The sequence below is a fragment of the Mesorhizobium sp. B2-1-3 genome, assembly GCF_006442495.1.
In the GTDB taxonomy this organism is placed as follows: domain Bacteria; phylum Pseudomonadota; class Alphaproteobacteria; order Rhizobiales; family Rhizobiaceae; genus Mesorhizobium.
The window spans coordinates 72,866-94,136 of the sequence record NZ_VFWL01000008.1; the positions used below are offsets into that span (position 1 = coordinate 72,866).

At 62.9% G+C, this 21,271-nt stretch carries 21 protein-coding genes and 1 tRNA gene; 15 read left to right on the forward strand and 7 right to left on the reverse strand.

The features are described 5' to 3' along the window. Positions 1–42 precede the first annotated feature (42 nt). From FJ973_RS15275 to FJ973_RS15325, 11 genes are all read left to right on the forward strand, one after another. Entirely contained in the window at positions 43–495 is a 453-nt protein-coding gene (locus tag FJ973_RS15275; RefSeq protein ID WP_140522427.1) for a hypothetical protein, read from the forward strand. Continuing rightward, positions 492–908 carry a type II toxin-antitoxin system VapC family toxin gene (locus FJ973_RS15280; protein WP_140522425.1) on the forward strand — a complete coding sequence of 139 codons (417 nt, stop codon included), beginning with the start codon at positions 492–494 and terminating at the stop codon, positions 906–908. The genes FJ973_RS15275 and FJ973_RS15280 overlap by 4 nt, the downstream gene beginning before the upstream one ends. Positions 909–938: 30 nt before the next feature. Beyond that, positions 939–2,324: an aldehyde dehydrogenase family protein gene (locus FJ973_RS15285; protein ID WP_140556532.1), complete on the forward strand. Its 1,386-nt coding sequence runs from the start codon at positions 939–941 to the stop codon at positions 2,322–2,324. Between the two features lie 17 nt (positions 2,325–2,341). Beyond that, the gene (locus FJ973_RS15290; RefSeq protein ID WP_140556534.1) at positions 2,342–3,514 is read left to right on the forward strand and encodes an iron-containing alcohol dehydrogenase; all 1,173 of its coding nucleotides are present in this window, start codon (positions 2,342–2,344) and stop codon (positions 3,512–3,514) included. Positions 3,515–3,754: 240 nt separating this feature from the next. Continuing rightward, entirely contained in the window at positions 3,755–4,861 is a 1,107-nt protein-coding gene (locus FJ973_RS15295) for an ABC transporter substrate-binding protein (protein ID WP_140556535.1), read from the forward strand. A 64-nt stretch (positions 4,862–4,925) separates the two neighbouring features. After that, positions 4,926–5,840, forward strand: a complete 915-nt coding sequence (locus FJ973_RS15300) for an ABC transporter permease subunit (protein WP_140496302.1) — start codon at positions 4,926–4,928, stop codon at positions 5,838–5,840. Beyond that, complete coding sequence (locus FJ973_RS15305; RefSeq protein ID WP_140513696.1) at positions 5,837–6,628, forward strand: ABC transporter permease; 792 nt, start codon at positions 5,837–5,839, stop codon at positions 6,626–6,628. The genes FJ973_RS15300 and FJ973_RS15305 overlap by 4 nt, the downstream gene beginning before the upstream one ends. A gap of 16 nt (positions 6,629–6,644) precedes the next feature. Beyond that, a complete protein-coding gene (locus tag FJ973_RS15310) occupies positions 6,645–7,709 on the forward strand; it encodes an ABC transporter ATP-binding protein (protein WP_140496300.1) in 1,065 nt (354 codons plus the stop codon). A gap of 128 nt (positions 7,710–7,837) precedes the next feature. Then, positions 7,838–9,388 (forward strand): sodium:proton antiporter, encoded by a 1,551-nt coding sequence (locus FJ973_RS15315; RefSeq protein ID WP_140513695.1) that lies wholly within the window; start codon positions 7,838–7,840, stop codon positions 9,386–9,388. A gap of 108 nt (positions 9,389–9,496) precedes the next feature. Continuing rightward, complete coding sequence (locus tag FJ973_RS15320) at positions 9,497–10,405, forward strand: endonuclease/exonuclease/phosphatase family protein (protein ID WP_140556537.1); 909 nt, start codon at positions 9,497–9,499, stop codon at positions 10,403–10,405. A 7-nt stretch (positions 10,406–10,412) separates the two neighbouring features. Beyond that, positions 10,413–11,258, forward strand: coding sequence for an EamA family transporter (locus FJ973_RS15325; RefSeq protein ID WP_140496297.1), 846 nt, complete (start codon positions 10,413–10,415; stop codon positions 11,256–11,258). Here FJ973_RS15325 and FJ973_RS15330 read toward each other — a convergent pair. Both FJ973_RS15330 and FJ973_RS15335 read right to left on the reverse strand, forming a co-directional pair. Then, positions 11,245–12,480, reverse strand: coding sequence for an MFS transporter (locus FJ973_RS15330; RefSeq protein WP_140556539.1), 1,236 nt, complete (start codon positions 12,478–12,480; stop codon positions 11,245–11,247). The two genes, FJ973_RS15325 and FJ973_RS15330, sit on opposite strands and share 14 nt — an antisense overlap. Before the next feature lie 227 nt (positions 12,481–12,707). Further along, positions 12,708–12,995, reverse strand: coding sequence for a hypothetical protein (locus FJ973_RS15335; RefSeq protein ID WP_140556540.1), 288 nt, complete (start codon positions 12,993–12,995; stop codon positions 12,708–12,710). A 207-nt stretch (positions 12,996–13,202) separates the two neighbouring features. Between FJ973_RS15335 and FJ973_RS15340 the strand changes: the two genes are divergently transcribed. After that, positions 13,203–13,526 (forward strand): hypothetical protein, encoded by a 324-nt coding sequence (locus FJ973_RS15340; RefSeq protein WP_224656141.1) that lies wholly within the window; start codon positions 13,203–13,205, stop codon positions 13,524–13,526. A 954-nt stretch (positions 13,527–14,480) separates the two neighbouring features. Here FJ973_RS15340 and FJ973_RS15350 read toward each other — a convergent pair. After that, positions 14,481–14,555: transfer RNA gene (locus tag FJ973_RS15350), tRNA-Val, on the reverse strand. A 116-nt stretch (positions 14,556–14,671) separates the two neighbouring features. Continuing rightward, complete coding sequence (locus tag FJ973_RS15355; RefSeq protein WP_006199474.1) at positions 14,672–15,034, reverse strand: response regulator; 363 nt, start codon at positions 15,032–15,034, stop codon at positions 14,672–14,674. Between the two features lie 164 nt (positions 15,035–15,198). Between FJ973_RS15355 and FJ973_RS15360 the strand changes: the two genes are divergently transcribed. Together FJ973_RS15360 and hisN are read left to right on the forward strand one after the other, a co-directional pair. Then, the gene (locus tag FJ973_RS15360) at positions 15,199–16,140 is read left to right on the forward strand and encodes an N-formylglutamate amidohydrolase (RefSeq protein ID WP_140556542.1); all 942 of its coding nucleotides are present in this window, start codon (positions 15,199–15,201) and stop codon (positions 16,138–16,140) included. A 383-nt stretch (positions 16,141–16,523) separates the two neighbouring features. After that, a complete protein-coding gene (hisN, locus tag FJ973_RS15365; RefSeq protein ID WP_140556544.1) occupies positions 16,524–17,297 on the forward strand; it encodes a histidinol-phosphatase in 774 nt (257 codons plus the stop codon). A 24-nt stretch (positions 17,298–17,321) separates the two neighbouring features. On the opposite strand, the gene FJ973_RS15370 is transcribed toward hisN, so the two are convergent. Together FJ973_RS15370 and FJ973_RS15375 are read right to left on the reverse strand one after the other, a co-directional pair. Further along, a complete protein-coding gene (locus tag FJ973_RS15370) occupies positions 17,322–17,765 on the reverse strand; it encodes a hypothetical protein (RefSeq protein WP_140556546.1) in 444 nt (147 codons plus the stop codon). 305 nt (positions 17,766–18,070) lie between these two features. Next, on the reverse strand, positions 18,071–19,051 hold the full coding sequence (locus tag FJ973_RS15375; RefSeq protein WP_140513689.1) for an alpha/beta hydrolase: 981 nt from the start codon (positions 19,049–19,051) through the stop codon (positions 18,071–18,073). A 469-nt stretch (positions 19,052–19,520) separates the two neighbouring features. Here FJ973_RS15375 and FJ973_RS15380 point away from each other — a divergent pair, with 469 nt between their 5' ends. Continuing rightward, positions 19,521–19,988, forward strand: coding sequence for an Hsp20 family protein (locus FJ973_RS15380; protein ID WP_140496288.1), 468 nt, complete (start codon positions 19,521–19,523; stop codon positions 19,986–19,988). A gap of 73 nt (positions 19,989–20,061) precedes the next feature. Here the strand turns inward: FJ973_RS15380 and FJ973_RS15385 are convergent, their stop codons facing one another. Continuing rightward, positions 20,062–21,114, reverse strand: coding sequence for a low specificity L-threonine aldolase (locus tag FJ973_RS15385; RefSeq protein ID WP_140496287.1), 1,053 nt, complete (start codon positions 21,112–21,114; stop codon positions 20,062–20,064). Between the last annotated feature and the right edge of the window lie 157 nt (positions 21,115–21,271).

The following is a 21,271-nucleotide window of genomic DNA, read 5'->3' on the forward strand; positions in this document are numbered from 1 at the left end:
CTTTACCTTGATCGGAAACGCGGATTGGACTAAATTTGTACAATGACCGACGGAACCAAATACCATCCGCTTTTCGAGCATCTTCTGTTCTCGGGCCAAGGCCGTATGTCCATGAGCTTCGCGGAGATCGAGCAAGTAATAGGCGGCCGCTTGCCACCGTCGGCGCGACAGCGGCAGGAATGGTGGGCGAACAGCCCGAGCGGGCACAGCCAGGCGCGCGCCTGGTTGCGCGCAAACTATCGGGCGTCCCATGTCGACCTTGCGAACGAACGCGTGGATTTTAAACTGGAGGGATGGCCCGAGGGCTATCGAAAGCCGAACATGGCTACCATGGACAAGACTCCTCCGGGAATGGCGGAGCCAGCGCAGGCCAGCTACGAACTTCCACGGGAAAATATCGACCATCCGCTTTTCGGCATATGGACAGGCAAGGTTACGCTTTGCCCAGGGCATGATTACACTAGGCCGGCTTTTGAGCCTGATGTGCAGCCGTGACGCATAGGCTGCTGCTCGACACGTGCGCGATCATATGGATAGCGCTGAACGAGCCGATCAGGCCGGAAGCCAAGACTGCGATCAATACCGCCGCGGCTGTTGACGAGAAGATCCGGGTTTCCCCCATATCGGCCTGGGAATTGGGCCTGCTGAGCGCCAACGGCCGATTGGCGGCAGCAAAGTCGCCAACAAGCATTTTTGGGGAAGTGATCGCCACGCCAGGCATCAAGGTAGAGGCTCTTTCGCCGGGCTTATTGATTGAATCGTCCTTCTTGCCCGGATCGCTTCACGGCGATCCGGCAGATAGAATATTGATCGCGACGGCACGGGCGTTCGATCTGACGCTCGTGACGCGCGATCAGTCGATACTGGATTATGCGAGAGCGGGGCATGTTCGCGCCCTTGCCTGCTGACGCTTTGCCTTTCGATATGGAGACATCTTCTTGGAAATCGTGAAACTCAAATCCCCTATCGATGGTTCGGTCTATGCCGAGCGTCCGATCGCCACTGACCAGGCGGTCAATGCCGCTGTCGAGCGCGCCAAAGCGGCGCAGGAGAAGTGGGCCGGGACGCCGATCGTCGAGCGCGGCAAGTACATGCTGGCGATGCTCGAAACGCTGGTCGCCATGACCGACGAAATCGTGCCGGAGATTGCCTGGCAGATGGGGCGTCCGGTGCGCTATGGCGGCGAGTTCGGCGGCGTCAAGGAACGCACCAGCTATATGGTCGAGATCGCCGAGGCGGCGCTGAAATCGGTCCCGGCCTCCAATCCGAAGGACGGGTTCCGCCGCTATGTGAAGAAGGATCCGCTCGGCGTGGTCATGGTGATCGCGCCGTGGAACTATCCTTACCTCACCGCGGTCAACACGATCGTGCCGGCGCTGATGGCCGGCAACACCGTCATCCTCAAACACGCCGCGCAGACGCTGCTTGTCGGCGAGCGTTTCCAACAGGCTTTCGACAAAGCCGGCCTGCCCAAGGGCGTGTTCCAGAACATCGTGCTGAACCACGCGCAGACAGAAAAATTGCTTGGCTCGGGCAAGATCGACCACGTCAATTTCACCGGCTCGGTCGCCGGCGGCCGCGCCATCGAAAAGGCAGCGGCCGGCACCTTCATGACGCTCGGGTTGGAGCTTGGCGGCAAGGATCCTGCCTATGTGCTGCCCGACGCCAAGATTGACCATGCAGTCGCCAATCTGGTCGATGGCGCCTTCTACAATTCCGGCCAGTGCTGCTGCGGCATCGAGCGCGTCTATGTGCATGAGAAGGTCTATGACGAATTCGTCGCAGGCTTCATCGCCGAGACGAAACACTATGTCGTCGGCAACCCGCTCGAACAGGCGACGACGATGGGGCCGATGGCGCAGGCCCGTTTCGCCGACTTGATCCGCGAGCAGAAGGCCGAGGCGCTGCGCAAGGGCGCCAAGGCGCATATCAACATGAAGGTGGCTCAAGACAAGGCCGGCTCGCCCTATCTGGCGCCGGAAGTACTGACCGACGTCGACCACCAGATGAGCGTCATGCGCGAGGAAAGTTTTGGCCCGATCGTCGGCATCATGAAGGTGCGCAACGACGAGGAGGCGATCGCGCTGATGAACGACAGCCCCTACGGCCTGACCGCCTCGATCTGGACGCGCGACACCGAGCATGCGGTGGCGATCGGCGACCGCGTCGAGACCGGCACGGTGTTCATGAACCGCTGCGACTACCTCGACCCGGCGCTGGTCTGGACCGGCGTCAAGGACACCGGCAAGGGGGCCGGCTTGTCCGCCATCGGCTACGACAACCTGACCCGGCCGAAATCCTTCCACCTGCGCGAAGCCATCTGATTTTTTGAAAGACAAACATGTCCAAGCTGATCTCCAAATGGAACTACCCCACCACCGTTCGCTTCGGCGCCGGGCGCATCAAGGAATTGCCCGAGGTGCTCGCCGCCACCGGCATCAAGCGGCCGCTCTTCGTCACCGATCCGGGGCTGGCGAAACTGCCGGTCGTCGCTTCGACGCTGAAAATCCTCGATGACGCAAAAGTGCCCTACGGCGTTTTCTCCGAAGTGAAGCCGAATCCGGTCGATTCCAATCTCACCGCCGGCATCGCGGTGTTCAAGAAGGGCAAGCATGACGGCGTCATCGCCTTTGGCGGCGGCTCGGCGCTCGACCTCGGCAAGCTGATCGCCTTCCAGGCGGGACAGACGCGGCCGGTCTGGGATTTCGAGGACATCGGCGATTGGTGGACGCGCGCCAACTCGGATGCGATCGCGCCGATCATAGCGGTGCCGACCACGGCCGGCACCGGCTCCGAAGTCGGCCGCGCCGGCGTCATCACCAACGAGGCGACCCACACCAAGAAGGTCATCTTCCATCCGAAGCTGCTGCCGGCGATCGTCATTGCCGATCCGGAGCTGTCGGTCGGCATGCCGGGCTTCATCACCGCCGGCACCGGCATGGACGCGCTGGCCCATTGCCTCGAGGCTTATTGCGCGCCGGGCTATCATCCGATGGCCGACGGCATCGCCGTGGAAGGCATCAGGCTTGTCTTCGAGAACCTGCCAAAGGCCTATGCCAACGGCAGGGATCTGGTCGCCCGCGCCAACATGATGAGCGCCGCGGCGATGGGCGCGGCAGCCTTCCAGAAGGGGCTGGGGGCGATCCATTCGCTGTCGCATCCCATCGGGGCGCTCTACGACACCCATCACGGCATGACCAATGCGGTTTTCATGCCCTATGTGCTCGCCTTCAATCGCGAGGCGATCGAGGACCGCATCGCGCGGCTCGCCGCCTATTGCGGCATAAGAGGCGGCTTCGACGGCTTCGCCAAGGCTGTCATCAAGCTTCGCAAGGAATTGAAGGTGCCGCATGCGCTGCCAAGCCTGATCAAGGGGCTCGACATGGACAAGAAGCGCAAGGCCTTGATCGCCGATATGGCGGTGGTCGATCCGACAGCCGGCGGCAACCCGGTCAAGCTGACCAAGAAAGCAGCGCTGACGCTGCTCGAAAATGCAATCGCCGGGACGGTGTGATACCGCTTTAAGGGTACAATTGATCTGGAAAATCAGGGGCAACCAAGGGGAAAGGGTGAAGTGCAAAGCAAAAAGTAATTAGCCGGAAAATTAAGTGATGGCTAATTGCTACAGTCGATTAAAAGGAGTTAACTTTCGTGCTGCCAGCGGTGGGGTTTCATAAAGCTTTCATCTGGCTGTCACACGAAAACGATACCGCATCGCAGGCGTCCAACGGCGTCAGTTCAACGGAGAGAACACATGTTCAAATTCACGGGGAAAGTGCTTTCCCTTTCGGCCGCGGCGCTGTTTGCGTCGACGGTGATTTCGTCCGCGGCTCCGCTGGACGATCTCGTCAAGGCCGCGAAGACGGAAGGCCAGCTCACCACCATCGCTTTGCCGCATGACTGGTGCGGTTACGGCGACGTCATCGCCGGGTTCAAGGCGAAATATCCGGAAATCACCATCAACGAGCTCAACCCCGACGCCGGCTCGGGCGACGAGGTCGAGGCGATCAAGGCCAACAAGGACAATAAGGGCCCGCAGGCGCCCGACGTCATCGACGTCGGCCTGTCCTTCGGCCCGACCGCCAAGGCCGACGGCCTGCTGATGCCCTACAAGGTGTCGACCTGGGACTCGATCCCCGACAGCGCCAAGGATGCCGACGGCGCCTGGTACGGTGATTACTACGGCGTTCTGGCGATGATGGTGAACAAGGATCTGGTCAAGGAATCGCCGAAGGACTGGGCCGATCTGCTGAAGCCGGAATTCGCCAATTCGGTGGCTCTCGCCGGTGATCCGCGCGCTTCGAACCAGGCCATCCAGGCGGTCTATGCCGCTGGCCTTTCGAGTGGAGCCGCGGCTGGCGAAGCCGCGGGCACCGCCGGCCTCGACTTCTTCAAGAAGCTCAATGCCGCCGGCAACTTCGTACCGGTCATCGGCAAGCCGGCGACACTCGCCCAGGGCCAGACCCCGATCCTGATCAACTGGGACTACAACGCGCTCGCCGGCCGTGACACGCTGAAGGGCAACCCGCCGGTCGACGTCGTCGTGCCGAAGACCGGCGTCGTCGCCGGCGTCTACGTGCAGGCGATCAGCGCCTATGCGCCGCATCCGAACGCAGCCAAGCTCTGGATGGAATACCTCTATTCAGACGAAGGCCAGATCGGCTGGCTCAAGGGCTATTGCCACCCGATCCGCTTCAACGATCTCGCCAAGAACGGCAAGATCCCGGCGGACGTGCTGGCCAAGCTGCCGCCGGCGGAAGCCTATGCTTCGGCGGTGTTCCCGACGCTGGACGAGCAGGGCAAGGCCAAGGAAGCCGTCACCAAGAACTGGGACTCCGTTGTCGGTGCCAACGTCAAGTAACAGTTGAAATCCACCGGGCGGCTTCGCGGCCGCCCGGTTCCCCCTCGAAGACGGTAGCCGGCGCATGACCGATCTCTCGCTTTCCAATCACGATGCCGCAGGCAAGACCGCGCCGCCCGCGGAGGCACGCGCATTGCGATTGCCGACGCAATGGCTCGGCGTCGCACCGTTCTTCATCTTCGCCATCATGTTCCTGATTTTGCCCACGCTCTATCTGATGCTGGGCGCGTTCCAGAATGATGCCGGCGAATTCACGCTCGAAAACATCGTCGCTCTGGCGCAGCCGTCGATCGTTGCCGCTTACTGGATATCGATCAAGGTTAGCCTGGCCTCGGCGCTGATCGGTGCTTTCGCGGGCCTGGCCATCGCCATCGCCATCGTGCGCGGCGGGCTGCCGGACTGGATACGCTCGGCGACCCTGACCTTTTCCGGCGTTGCCTCCAATTTCGCCGGCGTGCCGCTGGCCTTCGCCTTCCTCGCCACGCTCGGCCGGCTCGGTCTTGCCACGGTGATCCTGAACACCGTGTTCGGCCTCAACATCTATGCCCACGGCTTCAACATCCTGTCCTTCTGGGGCCTGACGCTGACCTATGTCTATTTCCAGATACCGCTGATGGTGGTCATCATCACGCCGGCAATCGATGGCTTGAAGAAGGAATGGGGTGAAGCTGCCGCCACGCTTGGCGCGACCACCGCGCAATATTGGCGCATCGTGGTCATCCCTGTGATCTGGCCGAGTTTTCTCGGCACCGTGATCCTGCTTTTCGCCAACGCCTTCGGGGCGATCGCCACCGCCTATGCGCTGACCGGCTCGTCGCTCAACATCGTGCCGATCCTGCTCTACGCGCAAATCCGCGGCGACGTGCTGCACAATGCCCATCTCGGCTACGCGATCGCCTTCGGCATGATCGTCATCACCGGCCTGGCCAATGTCTTCTACATCTGGTTCCGGACCCGTTCCGAGAGGTGGCTGAAATGAAGTCGGGCAGATTCTGGGCCTGGGTGGTCTTCATCCTCGGCGCGGCCTATTTCTTCATCCCGTTGATCGCGACGGTGGAATTTTCCATGCGCATGCGGCGCGGCGCCTATTCCTTCGACGCCTACCGGATCGTGCTCGGCGACGCGCGTTTCCAGGCGACCTTCCTGTATTCGGTGGTCGCCGCCATCTTCACCATCATTCTGGGTGTGCTGATCGTGGTGCCGGCAGCCTACTGGATCCGATTGCGGCTGCCGCAGCTCAGGCCGATCGTCGAGTTCATCACGCTTTTGCCGTTGGTCATTCCGGCCATCGTCATCGTCTTCGGCTATATCAGGATGTACGGCTCGAATTCACCCTTGCCGTTCCTCGGGTCCGATATGGGAACCAATGCCTTGCTGGTCATCGGCTATGCGACCTTGGCGCTGCCCTATATGTATCGTGCCGTCGATACGGGGCTCAGAACCATCGACGTGCGGACGTTGACGGAAGCGGCCCAGATCCTCGGAGCCGGCTGGGGCACGATCATCACCCGCGTCATCCTTCCCAATGTGCTGATTGCGGTGTTGTCCGGCGCCTTCCTGACATTCGCCATCGTCATCGGCGAGTTTACGATGGCGAGCTTGCTGAACCGGCCGGCTTTCGGCCCGTACCTGCAGAATGTCGGGGCCAACCGCGCCTATGAGCCGGCGGCCCTTGCCATCATCGCCTTCGTCATCACCTGGGGCTGCATGTCGCTGATCCAGATCCTGTCGCGCTTCGCGCCGAAATCGGCTAATCGTCCGAACTGACCCGAAAGAAAAAGCCATGGCCGAGCCATTCCTCTCCATCCAGCATGTGCGAAAATCCTTCGGCGCCACCACCGTTGTCGAGGATTTCAATCTCGACGTCGAACCGGGCGAGTTCGTCTCATTCCTCGGCCCGTCAGGCTGCGGCAAGACGACGGTGCTGCGCATGGTCGCCGGCTTCGAGGAGCCGTCGGCCGGCAAGATCGTCGTCGGCAGCAAGGACATCACCAGGCTGAAGCCGAACCAGCGCAATGTCGGCATGGTGTTCCAGGCCTATGCGCTGTTCCCGAACCTGACCGTGGCGCAGAACATCGGCTTCGGACTGAAAGTCGCCGGCATGTCCAGGGCTGATATCGATGCCCGTGTCGCCGAAATGCTGGGCATTATCAAGCTGCCGCAGATGGCCGACCGCTATCCTTATCAGCTCTCGGGCGGCCAGCAGCAGCGTATCGCGCTGGCCCGCGCCATCGCACCGAAGCCGAAGCTCTTGCTGCTCGACGAGCCGCTGTCGGCGCTTGATGCCAAGGTGCGCGTCTCGCTGCGCGAGGAAATCCGCTCGATCCAGAAGAAGCTCGGCATCACCACCATCTTCGTCACCCATGACCAGGAAGAGGCGCTGTCGATCTCCGACCGCATCGCGGTGATGTATGGCGGCAAGGCCGAGCAGGTCGGCACGCCGTTCGAGATCTACAACCGGCCGGCAACCAAGTTCGTCGCCAATTTCGTCGGCACGCTGAACGTGCTGGAAGGCACCGTCACCGACGCGGCGTCGGGCAAGGTTCGTGTCAACACCGAGGAAGTCTCGCTCAAGGGCAGGCTCAACGGCTCGAAGTCCGGCGATACGCTGTCATTGGCGTTGCGGCCGGAAGCCATTTCGCTCGGCCGCCAGCCCGGCCGCGATTCAAGCCTGTCCGGCGAGATCTCCGAAGTGCACTTTCTCGGCTCGGTGATCCGGGTCCGGGTCGGCATCGGCGGCAACACCGTTTCGCTCGACACGTTCAACAGTTCGACGACGCCACCGCCGGCCGTTGGCGAGAAGGCGGAGATTTCCTTCTCGTCGGGCGACCTGCTGGTGCTGCACTGACGCGGCCGAAGCGCCCTGTCGATCCGGTCACCGGTCCAGTTGCCGGACGATGCACTCCTATTGGACAATCAACAGCATCCTGCGGCTTTGCCACTGCCAAGAGCTCCGCTTCGCCGCTACGATGAGCCATGGCGCTATTTGAGCTCACCCTTGTCCTCCTGCTGATCGCCGTTGCGCTGACGGCGCTGTCGCGGCGCCTGCAGGTTCCTTACCCCGCCTTGCTGGCGCTGGCGGGCGCCGGCCTTGGCTTCCTGCCCGGCGCGCCGACGATCGAGATCGATCCGGAACTGGCGCTTGCGCTGTTCATTGCGCCGGTGCTGCTCGACGCGGCCTACGACACATCGCTGCGCGATCTTAACCGCTACAGGCTGCCGCTTGTGCTGCTGGCGCTTGGCGCGGTCGTTTTCACGACCGCCGTCGTGGCACTGGTCGGCTGGAAAATGGCCGGCCTGCCGATCGCTGCCGCCATAGCCCTTGGCGCCATCGTGGCGCCGCCGGACGCGGTTGCCGCGAGCGCCGTGCTCGGGCAGTTCAAGGTGCCGCACCGCATCACGGCCATCCTTCAGGGCGAAAGCCTGCTCAATGACGCCACCGCGCTTTTGATCTATCGCATCGCGATCACTGCCGCCGCCGGTCCCGTTCTTTTGGGCAGTGCCGTTCCGATGGTCCTGCTGTCGACCATCGGCAGCCTGGCCGCGGGCTATCTGCTCGGCCGCCTGTCCCAGGCGATGCTTGGACGTATCGAAGATGCGGCGAGCGGCACCGTCGTGCAGTTCGCCGGGACGTTCGGCGTCTGGATCCTGGCTGACAGGCTGGGGCTCTCGGCCATCATCACCATCGTCGTCTATGCCATGACCATCGCGCGCACCGCACCGCGGCGCATGTCGGCCAGAAAGCGCGTCAGCTCCTATTCCGTCTGGGAGACGGCGGTGTTCGTGCTTAACGTGCTGGCTTTCGTGCTGATGGGCCTGCAGGCGCGGCTGATCGTCGGTCGCCTGGCCGAGCAGGGACAGTCCGAGGCATTCCTGTTTGCAGGGACGATCCTGGCGGTCGTCATCGTTTCCCGCCTTGCCTGGGTGCTGGGCTGCGGCGCCGTGATCCGATGGCTTGCCCGCTTCGGCAATGCGGAGCAGCGGCAAGAGGTGCCGTCGTTTCGCGGCGGGGTGCTGATCGGCTGGTGCGGCATGCGCGGCCTGGTGACGCTGGCGGCTGCCTTCGCATTGCCGGCGGACTTCCCCGGCCGCGATCCGATCGTGCTCACCGCCTTTTGCGTGGTGCTGGGCACGCTTGTCCTGCAAGGCATGAGCCTGAAGCCGTTGCTGCGCCTGCTTCGTCTCGAACCGGATGAGACCATAGACCGCGAGGTCGCGCAGGCCCGTGTCGCCATCATGCAGGCGGCCCTCGACATTTTGAGCGGCAAGACCTCGACCGCGGCGGCGGCGGTGCGCGAGCAGTATGCCGCACAGCGCAAGGTCGCCAAGAACCCCGACGACGCCCAGGCAGCAACCGAGTACGACCGGCTGCGGCTCTATGCCATCAAGCGCCAGCGCGACGCGCTGGAAGAACTTCGCCGCAACGGGACGATCGGTGACGAGGCCTATCACCGGCTGGAGGAAGAAATCGACTGGTCGGAGCTGGCGGCTTCCCCGGCGGGACGGTTCCAGCCGCTGACGACCTAGGCGAGGCGAGGGGCTTTTGCGTCGTGGCCCAGCAGGGCCGCCGCGGCGGTCCATTGCAAGGTCGCCGTCGAAACGGTACTGCCGTCACCAAACTGAGCCGGATAAGCAATGAAGCTGGTCAGCTACAATATCCAATACGGGTTCGGCAGCGACGGCCTCTACGATCCGGCGCGCGCCGCGCGCATTGTTGCCGGCGCCGATATCATCGCCTTGCAGGAGGTCGAGCGGCACTGGCAGCGCAGCAATTTCGACGACCAGCCAGAGCTGCTTTCGCGGCTGCTGCCGGACTATCACTGGGTCTACGGCCCGGCCTTCGACATGGACGCCAGCGAACAGCGCGACGGCCGTATCGTCAACCGGCGCCGGCAGTTCGGCACCATGGTGCTGTCGAAGCTGCCGATCGTCTGGTCGCGGCTGCATGCGCTGCCGATGCGCCGCACACTGCGGCCGCTCAACACCCGCAACGCGGCGCTCGAATGCATGATCCGCACGCCGGCGGGTCCGGTGCGGGTGCTTTCATTGCATCTCGCCCATGTCGCGGCTGAAGAACGGCTGGAGCAGATCGACTATCTGCTTGCCGAGCATCGCCGGGCGCCCTCCGATGGCGGGCCGTGGAGCGGCGCCGACGACGAGCCGGCGCGCAATTGGAGCAATGGCGAGCCAGAGCCGGAGAACCCGCTGGCGGCGATCTGGATGGGCGATTTCAACATGGAGCCGGGCAGCGCCGAATACCGCCGCATCGTCGGCGGCACGCCCTATCATCGCGGTGCCGCCTATCTGGATGGGTTCGTCGATGCCGCTGCCGTGGCGATTGAACCGGCGGATGACTTCCACACGCATGAGAAGATCATCGACGGCAGGCTGGCAAAGCGCCGGCTCGATCATTGCTTCGTCGGCGGCCTGTTTGCCGGTCGTGTGCGCTCCGTCAGCTCGGACATTGGCGAAGTGGCTTCCGATCATTTTCCGGTCAGGATCGACATCGATCTCGAAACGCCCGCCGGCCCCGGAGGCGGATGAGGCCCAAATGACGCTTTTCGTCTTCTTCGCGGTGCTTGCCGCGGCCGCGATGCACGCGATCTGGAATGCGCTGGTCAAGGTCCATCTCGACCGCTTCCTGTCGATCACCCTGATGACGCTTGGCATGGGATTTGCCGCGCTTTTCGCACTTCCCTTCGTCGAGGTGCCGAGGGCGGAAGTCTGGCTCTATATCATTGCCTCCGTCGTCTTCCACATGGGCTACCGGACCTTCCTGATCGGCGCTTACCAGGCCGGCGACTTCGCCCAGACCTATCCTCTGGCGCGCGGCACCGCGCCCTTGCTGGCGGCGCTTGGCGGTATGTTCGTGGTCGCCGAAGTGCCGGCGCCGCTCGCCATTCTGGGTATCCTTTTACTGTCGGCCGGCACGCTGGTGATGTCGTTTCGCGGCGGCGCGCATCTGGAACGATTGAACCTGCGCGCGGTCGGCTTTGCGCTGGGGACCTCGATCTTCATCGCCAGCTACACACTGTCCGACGGCAGCGGGGCGCGGCTGGCGGCCACGGCGCAGAGCTATGCCGCCTGGCTGTTCGTGTGCGATGCGCTTGGAGCGCTGGTGCTGTGCCTGATCTTCCGTGGCCCGCGGGCCTTGCCGGTGCTGGCGCGCGACTGGAAAGCGGGGCTGTTCACCGGCGTGCTCAGCGGCGCTGCCTACTGGATCGTCATGTGGGCTATGACCAAGGCGCCGATCGCCTCGGTGGCGTCGCTGCGCGAGACCTCCATCCTGTTCGCCATGGTGATCTCGGTGTTCGCGCTCGGCGAGAAGATGACGGGCTGGCGCGGCGCCGCCGCGCTCAGCATCGTCGCCGGCGTCGTGGCGCTCAGACTCGGCTGACGTCGTGGTCCAGCACGGTCATCACCTGGCCGCGCCGTTCCGGACTGAAGCGGATGACGATGATGATGCAGACGGCGACCACGCCGGCGAACAGCGCCAACGCGTAGCCATAGCTGCCTCCGGGAGCCTCGGCTATGCCCGCCTGATAGGGACCGCCATAGGAGGCCGCGAGATTGCCGGCCTGGTAGATGAAGCCGGGCAGGGTCGCGCGCACCGCGCCGGGCGAGAGCTCGTTGAGGTGCACCGGAATGACGCCCCAGGCGCCCTGGACCGCGACCTGCATGACGAAGGCGCCGATGGCCAGCATGAAGGGCGTCGAGCTGTAGGCCCATAGCGGGATGGACGGCAAGGCAATCAGGCAGGCGAGCGTGATCGCATTGACGCGGCCGATCTTCTCGGACAGCGCCCCGAACGCCAGACCGCCGATGATGGCGCCGATGTTGGCGACGATGGTGATCCAGCTCACCGTGTGCGGGTCGAAACCATGCTGCTTCTTCAGGAATGTCGGGTAGAGATCCTGCGTGCCGTGGCTGAAGAAGTTGAAGAACATCATCAGCACCACCGCATAGAGGGCGACGCCCCAGTGCTTTTGCAGCGTCTCCAGCATGCCGGGCCTCGCGGTCTTCCGCGCCTCGACGAAGGCCGGCGATTCCGGAACATGCGAGCGGATGAAAAGGACGATCAGCGCCGGGATGAAACTGAGCAGGAACATGGCGCGCCAGCCGATCGTGTAGCCGCCGACCGTCTGGTGATAGAGCAGGCCATAGACGACCGCCGCTAGAAGGTAGCCGGCCGGATAGCCGCATTGCAGGATGCCCGAGACCATGCCGCGGGCGCTGGGCGGGATGGATTCCATGGCAAGCGAGGAGCCAAGTCCCCATTCGCCGCCCATGGCGATGCCGAACAGTGCGCGCAGCGCCAGGAATATGCCGAGATTGGGCGAGAGGGCGGCCAAAGCGCCGATCACGGAATAACTGACGATGTTGAGCATCAGGATGGGCTTGCGCCCGAATTTGTCTGCCAACGTGCCGAAGAAGAACGCGCCAATGAAGCGCGTCGCAAGGGTCAGGAAAAGCGCCTTTGACACCGCCGGGACGTCGGTCTGGAATTCAGACGCAATGTCGGTGAGCAGGAATGTCAGAAGGAAGAAATCGAAAGCGTCGAGCGTCCAGCCCAGGAATGAGGCAAGGACGGTTTTCTTCTGCTGCGAATTGAGCTTCAAGGCGTTCCTCCTGATGTCGAGGAACGTTATCGCGTCGAGGCGAACAATCGTCAGTCACTTTTCAGAGAACTTGGTCACGTTTGCGTAGGGGGTCACCGAGTCCACAGCCGCATTCATTGGACGCCCGCCGGCCGAAGCCGACGGCCTATCAGCCCAGCAGGTGGTTCCAACTGACGCGAGGCACCTGGAGGCCAAGGTTGCGAGTCGAGACATCAGCGGCAATGCGGTCAGCAACCTTCCGTCGTCGTTTCCATCTGGCCAGGGGCCGCGGACTTGGCGCTGGTTTCCTGCTGACCGGGAGCTGACTCCTTGGCGCTGCCTGTCTGTTGGCCCGGTGCGCAATCCTTGGCGGAGTTGGAGTTGGTCGACTTGGTCGTGGTCGAGTCCGTGTTCTGATCCGTCGGCATCGTTGTCGTCGTGGAGGAGGAGCCGCTCGACGTCGTATTGGTCGATTGCGCCAGGGCAAGGCCGCCGGAAAGAATCACTACGACGGAAGCGAGAAGAAGTCGTTTCATCATTCACTCCTGGTGAGTATCCCTTCGGCCGCATAACAAGGGAGTCGGCGAACGCTTCCGTGGAGTATCTGGCGCCGTCGCCGTGGCATCAACGTGCCGGTTGTGGTGCGTCGATGACGACATACGGCCCGGCCCGGCCCGGAACAAAGAAAAGCGCCGTTAGTTTCACCCGCAGGGCACTCAAACAGAAGGACGAGCATGATGAAAATGGCTTTGGTAATCGCGCTTGCGGTGTCGTTTTCTGCGGGCTCTGCAATCGCGGCATGTCCGGACAAGTCGGCTGCCAACACGGGCGCCGACACCCAACAGACCGCCGGTATTTCGAAAGATGGTACCCACGCGCCCTTGGAAACTCCGAAGGCCAAGGATAGTGCCGGCAAACCGGCCGCCAAGGATGGCAGCACAATGCCGTTGGCGGGGGCGGAAGGCGGCGGTGACAAGAATCTCGCAACATCGCAGCAGGATATCGAGGCGCAGCAGCATGGCGGCAAGACCGCGGCGGCAAAGGCCGACGACAGCTGCAATGACTGACGACGAAACAGGGCCGGAGCGATTGTTGGCTCCGGCCTTTTCATCAAGTCTACAGAAGGTCGCGCATCGCGCTCGATCCCGCGTCAAAGACAACACCCATGAACAAGCCGTAGCCCCGGCCGAAGCCAGCGGCTTGGTTCTAGGTGCCGCTTTGTGGGCCCGCACCACTGGCGGGGCGATGCGGGCCCGACCAAGGTTCGGAACCTCGGCCAGCAGCGTGTGGGAACGCTGCCGCCACGGAAATCAGCCGCCGAATATCAGGTTCCGCTTATATGACAAAAAGCCTTTGTTGCCCAGCGAGACGAAACCGCCTCCGGCAAGTTCGAAGAGCCGGCCGGCCGGAGCCAGCGGGGCCTTCGACGGACCGCGAGTGTTTGCCTTCAGCAGGTAGAGCTATGCCTTGGACGAGGCGGCCTCAGAGTTCCGCGTCGTTCGATGGCCGAAGGGGAAGAGGGAGCCAAACGAAGAGCACTCCTCCGCGGCCAGGGCTATGATCATTTCATCGATTCTCTCAACCGTTTCTCTGCTCACGTGATCATCGCCATGAAGGCACTGACGCGCGCGCTTCAGGTGTCGTCGTGCGGCCTCGAAATCGCTGCCCATCCGTTCCTCCCGCTTAGAGAGACTCCAGATTTGAACAGTTCACTCCTTTAAGAAAGTCACCCGAAAGAGCGATTCGGTCGGCAATTGGAGGTAGATGCCCAAAACGCAGAAACCCCGGGAGCGCAGACGGGGCTATTGAGCCGACGGAGGGCGGAGGGAAGCGTGCCGGCTAACTTCTCACGGCGCTGGTTGTTCCGTTCGGCTTTTTCTTGACCCCGCCATATCGGGCGTAACACACAAGCTGTCACGGATCGGCCGCATCGGAATACTCAAGGGCACCATTCAGGAGCTCAGTGGGCGTTTTGTGCCGTTCTGTGCCAATCGGCCCAAGAAGCTAAGTCTTTGAAAGGATGGTGGGCGTGACAGGGATTGAACCTGTGACCCCTGCAATGTCAATGCAGTGCTCTCCCGCTGAGCTACACGCCCATCCGAAGCCGCGCATACACCATTTTTGATCCGGCGCGTCAATAGCAGGAAAGGGGAAAGAAGGCTCCGTTTTGCCGCACCGGCCGATAGTCGCCGATGCCTTGGGCAAAAACGGCTCAGGCCGCCTGCAGCATCTTCTCGACCTCGTTGACGAGGTCGCGCAGATGGAACGGCTTCGACAGCACCTTGGCGTCTTTCGGCGCCTTGGAATCCGGGTTCAGCGCAACGGCGGCGAAACCGGTGATGAACATGACCTTGAGGTCGGGATCGATCTCGGTGGCGCGGCGGGCCAGCTCGATGCCGTCCATCTCCGGCATGACGATATCGGTCAAAAGCAGCGAGAACGGTTCCTCGCGCAGCCGCTCATAGGCACTGGCGCCGTTGTCGAAATCGCTGACCTGGTAACCGGCGCGCTCCAGCGCCTTGACGAGGAAGCGACGCATATCGTCGTCGTCTTCCGCCAGAAGAATGCGTGCCATGATATCCCGTCCGAATCACCCGCCCGGACTCTGCCGAAAGGCAGGGCCGTTAACCATCCTGTATATGAGGAGGCGAGGGTAAACATCAAGTGAACGAGGCGCGGCATAATCCGCATTCGGAAAGGCGGTGCCGGCGCCGAAATGCTGGACATGCGGCCGTCGAGGTGGCACTTTCATCCTATGATGCATTGGTGTTTTCGGGTTCGTTCAAATTGAAGACGGCAGCCGAGGATTTTTCGGTCGTTCCCCCCTTCGAAATCCGGTCGGGCGCCGAGCAGCGCGTCCCCTTCCTCTTCAACTCACCCCACAGCGGGCGCCATTATCCGGAGCGCTTCCTCGCCATGGCGAGGCTGGACCGCAACGCCATTCGCCGGTCCGAGGACTGCTATGTCGACGAGCTGTTCGGCGGCGCGGTGGCGCTTGGCGCGCCGATGCTCGCGGCAAATTTCCCGCGTGCCTATCTCGACGTCAACCGCGAGCCGTGGGAACTCGATCCGCGCATGTTCGCCGAGCCGGTGCCGTCCTTCTGCAACATCCGTTCCGCGCGCGTGGCCGGCGGGCTCGGCACCGTTCCGAAGCTGGTCGGTGAAGGCCTCGACATCTACTCCGGTCGCCTGCCGCTGGCCGAAGCGGTTGCCCGCATCGAGGCGGTCTACAAACCCTATCATGAGACGCTGAAACGGCTGTTGACGCGAACCCACGCGCGTTTCGGCTTTGCCGTGCTGATCGACTGTCACTCGATGCCGGCGAGCATCCGCGTCGGCGACAACGGCCTGCGGCCCGATTTCATCATTGGTGACCGCTTCGGCATCTCGGCCACCGCGGCATTGACCGAGACCGCAATCGGCCTGCTCAACGCCATGGGCTATACCGTCGCCCACAACAAGCCCTATGCCGGCGGCTTCATCACCGAACACTACGGTCGCCCGGCGCGCCATCTCCATGCGCTGCAGATCGAGGTCAATCGCGGGCTCTATATGAATGAGCGGACATTCGAGAAAGCGGCGGGCTTCGATGCGCTGGCCGACGACCTGGCGCGATTTTCGGCCGACCTGATGGCCATGCCCGACCACCATTTCATGGATCTGCCGCTGGCCGCGGAGTGAACAGAGCCCGGTTTCATTAGATGGCGCCATCCACAACCGCCGCATAGTTCTGGGCGACATGGATCGGGATTGGCGGGGATTGGAACTGGCGGCGAAAAAAAGACCGCATCGTTCGCACGATACGGTCGAAGTCTAGGGAGGAAACGCCCAAGGAGGGCATGGACAGGAAACCCTGTCCGAGATCAAGGGTATGGTGCGCTGCACAAATGTCAAGCGACCTACCGGCTTTTTTAATTCAGAGTGATGTGGAAATTGCGCTTCGGTGGCGCCGGCGTGTTATTCTGGCAACAGTCGGCGCGGCGAAAAATCCTGGAACACCCTTGTCTTGGCGCGGAACTGGCGGCACACGTGGGCTCGGCCATGCTGCAATGCGGGAGAATCAGTTGGACATCAGCATCGATTTCATGCGCCGCATCGCGCAAGCGGCGGCGGCGGAAACCTTGCCGCGCTTCCGCAACCAGGGCGCGGTCGCCAACAAGGAAAAGGGCAGCTTCGATCCGGTCACCGAAGCCGATCGCGAAGCCGAGCGTGCCATCCGGGCGCTGATCTCGGCGCAATATCCGGACCATGGCATTCTCGGCGAGGAACATGGAAGCGAGAATATTTCCAGCAGGCATGTCTGGGTAATCGATCCGATCGACGGCACGCGCGCCTTCATCTCCGGCCTGCCGGTGTGGGGGACGCTGGTCGGATTGACGGTGGAGGGCGATGCCGTTGCCGGATTGATGTCGCAGCCCTTCACCGGCGAGCTCTTCTACGCCAACGCCTCCGGCTCCCATTATGAGGGGCCGGGCGGGCCGCGCAAACTGGTCACACGCAAGACGACGAGCCTTGCTGAAGCAACGCTGTTCACCACGACGCCGGCGCTGTTCAAGGGCGAGGCGCGCCTGCGCTACGACCAGTTCGAGAGGCAGGTGCAACTCGCTCGCTATGGCACCGACTGCTACGCCTTCGCCATGGTCGCCGCGGGAAGCGTCGACATCGTCGCCGATCCCGGACTGAAGCCCTATGACATCGTGGCGCTGATCCCCATCATCGAGAAGGCGGGCGGCGTGGTCACCACCTTCGACGGCGGGCCGGCCGAGAATGGCGGCGATATATTGGCGGCGGCGACGCCCGAGCTCCATGCAGCGGCGATGGCGGCCCTGCGCGGCTGAGCATCCGTTTCGCCGCGATGCGCTTTAGGCGTCTGAGAGACGCAGGCCCCATAGAATGAGCGCGAAAGCGATGAGGCCGGTCGGCGCGGACGAATAGGCGATGCCTTTGATCGCGTATTCCTGAAAGGCGCTTCCATGCGCGGCTCCGGCCGCCAGCGGCATCGTCTCGTCGCCGGCTCCCCAGAGGCTGGCCATCACATAGGCTGCCAGGATGGCCAAGGCTGAATAGATCAGGAACCAGAACGCAATCCGCGACATCGCGACGCCAAGATTGAGCCTGGACCAGACGAGACCCAAAACCAGCAGCAGGACGCCCTGCAAGGCGCTGAGTGTGTGAACCGACAATCCGAGCCGCGGTGCGGCGAGGTATGGGATGGCGAACCCTTCGAATGACGAAAACAGCAGGAGGGCGATGCCGAGCTGCAGCAGGCGATGGCCCTGGCGTGGCAGCGTGCCCGATGCGTTCATGACCGCTCCTCCCGATCCCGTCGACTGACCTCTGCGGACGGTAACTAGCGCCCGGCGCCGGAACGGGAACCAGGCGTCGAGCTGTCTCCGGCCGAACGGCCGAATTGAGAAGCATGCATAGCCGTTAAACCTGCCGAGGCGTCGGCGCGATCATCGTCCGACATTGATCCGTGCAAGACGGCGTGCTGGGAACGGGCGTTGTCGGCGGATAGCGGGGCGACCTGGGGGGCCAACCGGATTATGGAATTTCGCCAACCAGGCATGAGCCGGCGCCGGACCGGCTCCGGTCTCGGCAATACGCGCCATCAGGCCGTCGGGTCGTCGCTGCCGGGAATGAAAGCGTCGAAGGCGGCGAGGAATTGCTCGCGGTAGATGTCGGCCTCCTGCAGGATCTCGTGACGCGCGCCGTCGATCATGAGCAGCGAGCCGAGGCGCAGACGCCTGGCATAGGCTTCCACGGCCTTGGTCGAGACGACCTGATCGGCACCGGCGGCGATGACCAGCAGGGGGACCCGGATGCGGGCCATGAATTCGGGATCGCTTACCGCTTCCGCGGCTTCGGCAGCCGCTCTCAGCCAGCGGATCGTCGGGCCGCCAAGCGCCAGTTGCGGGTGATCCTCGTAGATCTTAGTGTTGCGGCGGTAGCGTTCCGGATCCGTCGTTACCTTGTTGGTGTCGAAGGGAGCGGTAACCTTCGGCCGCGGCCCCCAGGCGGCGTAAAGCCGGCCAAGGCCCAGGGCACAAAACAGCGAACAGACGCGGCGGACCGTCCGGATCGAGACGGGCAGGTCGGGCAAGGTGAAGAACGGCGCGATCAGCACCATGCGCCGCACGCGGTTGACCATGGAGGGCGAAGCAAGCAGCGTGATCACGGCGCCGGCCGAATGGGCAAGGATGTAGTACGGCCCGCGGCAGTCCGGCAGCACGATCTCCTCGAAGAACTGTTCAAGGTCGGCCGTGTGGTCGCGGAAGGACCTGATATAGCCGCGCTGGCGATCGCGGATCAGCCGGTCGGAGCCGCCTTGGCCGCGCCAGTCCAGCGTGGCGACGCCAAAACCGCGCGCCGCAAGGTCGCGGATGGTTTCGAAATATTTCTCGATGCACTCGTTGCGGCCGGACAGCAGCACCACGGTGCCCTTCATCGGGCGGGCGACCGCGGCGAACAGGCCATAGCGTATCTTCTTGCCGTCGCGTGCCGTAAAAAAGCCGCCGGTGGCGTTTTCCGGTCGCGGGTTGCCCTCAGTTTCATGAAAAAGGGGAGTTTCGTGAAAAGGGAGATCCGTCATTCGGCGCTTCGTGCTCGGCGTCTCGCATGCCTGCCTGTCGTGGCCGGCCTCGCCAAGGTTGATAGCCGTCCATGGGCCAAAAGCAAAGGAATTCCGGGAGCGTCGGATCGGCAACAGGGAAGGCCGGAAGCCGCTATGAGCGCGCTTCCGGCCCCTGTCGATCCGGGAGGAAGGGACGTTGCACCCGGTTCGGCCTCGTCGCGGCGCCCGGTCCATGCAAATCCGGCGCCGCTTGTCCTTGATGTCGAGAGCAGTCTAGCGGCGGCTGTCTGAACGCGCGCAAAAGCGCCGGTTCATCTGCCGTTCATCCTCGATTTTTGCCGGGAGGCAAAATCTTGAAATGGCTTTGCCCGCTCCCCAAATGTTGATTGCGGCCGCCAATGTCGGGGCCGCTGGTCAAACCGGAACGCCGCTCACGGGTTTCGCACCGGCCAAACGCAAGCCTTGTTGCTCAACAGGAGAACACACCATGCGTCACGTTGATTTTTCCCCGCTCTATCGCTCGACCGTCGGCTTCGACCGTCTCTTCACCATGCTTGATTCCCTTGCGCAGCCCGATGGCGCGCAGACCTATCCGCCCTACAACATCGAGCGCACCGGTGAGGATGCCTACCGCATCTCGATGGCTGTCGCCGGCTTCTCGGACGAGGAGATCTCGATCGAGGCCCACCGCAATGTGCTGACCGTGAAAGGCGAGCGCAAGGATGAGGGCACGGGCGAGGGTTCCGAACTGCTCTATCGCGGCATTGCCTCCAGGGCCTTCGAGCGCCGCTTCCAGCTTGCCGACCACGTCGAGGTCGTGGGCGCCACGCTGAAGAACGGCCTGCTCTTCGTCGACCTGAAGCGCAACATCCCCGAGGAACTGAAGCCGCGCAAGATCGCGATCACTTCGGCTCCGGCCAAGGCCAAGCAGATCGAGGCCAAGACCGCTGCGTAATCCCTAAGTCTCCTCCCGAGACGGAAGCGGCGCCGAAAGGCGCCGCTTCTTTTTTATTTGCCGAGAACAGCAATTATCCTGCGATCAACTGGCCAAAGCGGTCGACTTCCTCTGACGTCGTCGCAAAACTGGTGACGAAGCGATAGAGCAATTCGTCCTCGCCGATATGGCCTTCGAAGCCATGCGGCTTGTGCCAGTCGTAGAAAACAGCACCCGCCGCCTGCAGCCTGTCGGCTTCAGCCTTTTTCATCACCGCGAAAACCTCGTTCGCTTGCGGCAGCCAAGCCAGTTTCGCCGTCTCGGAATCCTCGATCGCCGCGGCAAGACGGGCAGCCATGGCATTGGCGTGCCTGGCGGTGTCGAGCCACAGGCCGTCGCGGAAATAAGCCTCGAACTGTGCCGCGATAAAGCGCGATTTGGAAAACAGCTGGGCGGCGCGCTTGCGCAGGAAGGCCAATTCCCGGGCACGCTCGAGATCGAACAGCACGATCGCCTCGGCGCACCAGCAGCCGTTCTTGGTGCCGCCGAAAGACAGTATGTCGACGCCACTTTTCCAGGTCATTTCGGCGGGCGTCGTGTCGAGCGCGACCAGTGCATTGGCAAAGCGGGCGCCGTCCATATGCAATGGCACGGAATGTTGCCGCGCGATGGCCGAGATCGCGGCGATGTCATGCAGGCCGTAGACCGTGCCGACCTCCGTCGACTGGGTGATCGAGACCGCCATCGGCCGGCCCCAATGGACCACCTCGCCGGCGAAACGGCCGATCGCCGTTTCCAGATTGTGCGGATCGATCCGGCCCAGCGCGCCATCGACGGCATGCAGCCGCGAGCCGCCGGAGAAATATTCCGGTGCGCCGCACTCATCTTCGATGACATGCGATTCGCGATGAGCGAAGGAAATGCCGCCGGGCTTGTTGTAGGCGGTCAGCGCCAGCGAATTGGCGGCGGTGCCGGTGGCCACGAAGAACACCGCAACCTCGCGTTCGAAGATTTCGCTGAAGCGCTGGCAGACGGCCTGGTCGAGCGCGCCATCGCCATAGGCAGTGGAAAAGCCGCCGGCGTGGGCCGAGAGGCCGGAGGCGATGTTGGGGTGGGCGCCTGCCCAATTGTCGGAAGCGAAGAACATGCATCTGCCTGTGCTGGGAAAATCGCTGCAACCTTGACCGGTTTCATGGCTGGCTCGCAAGGGCCAGACGCCAGAAAACGGGTAAAGCCAGCGAGCTGCCGAAAACCGGCAGGGACCGAAGCTTGCGTTTAGCGGGTATTTCACGAAACTTTGTGTC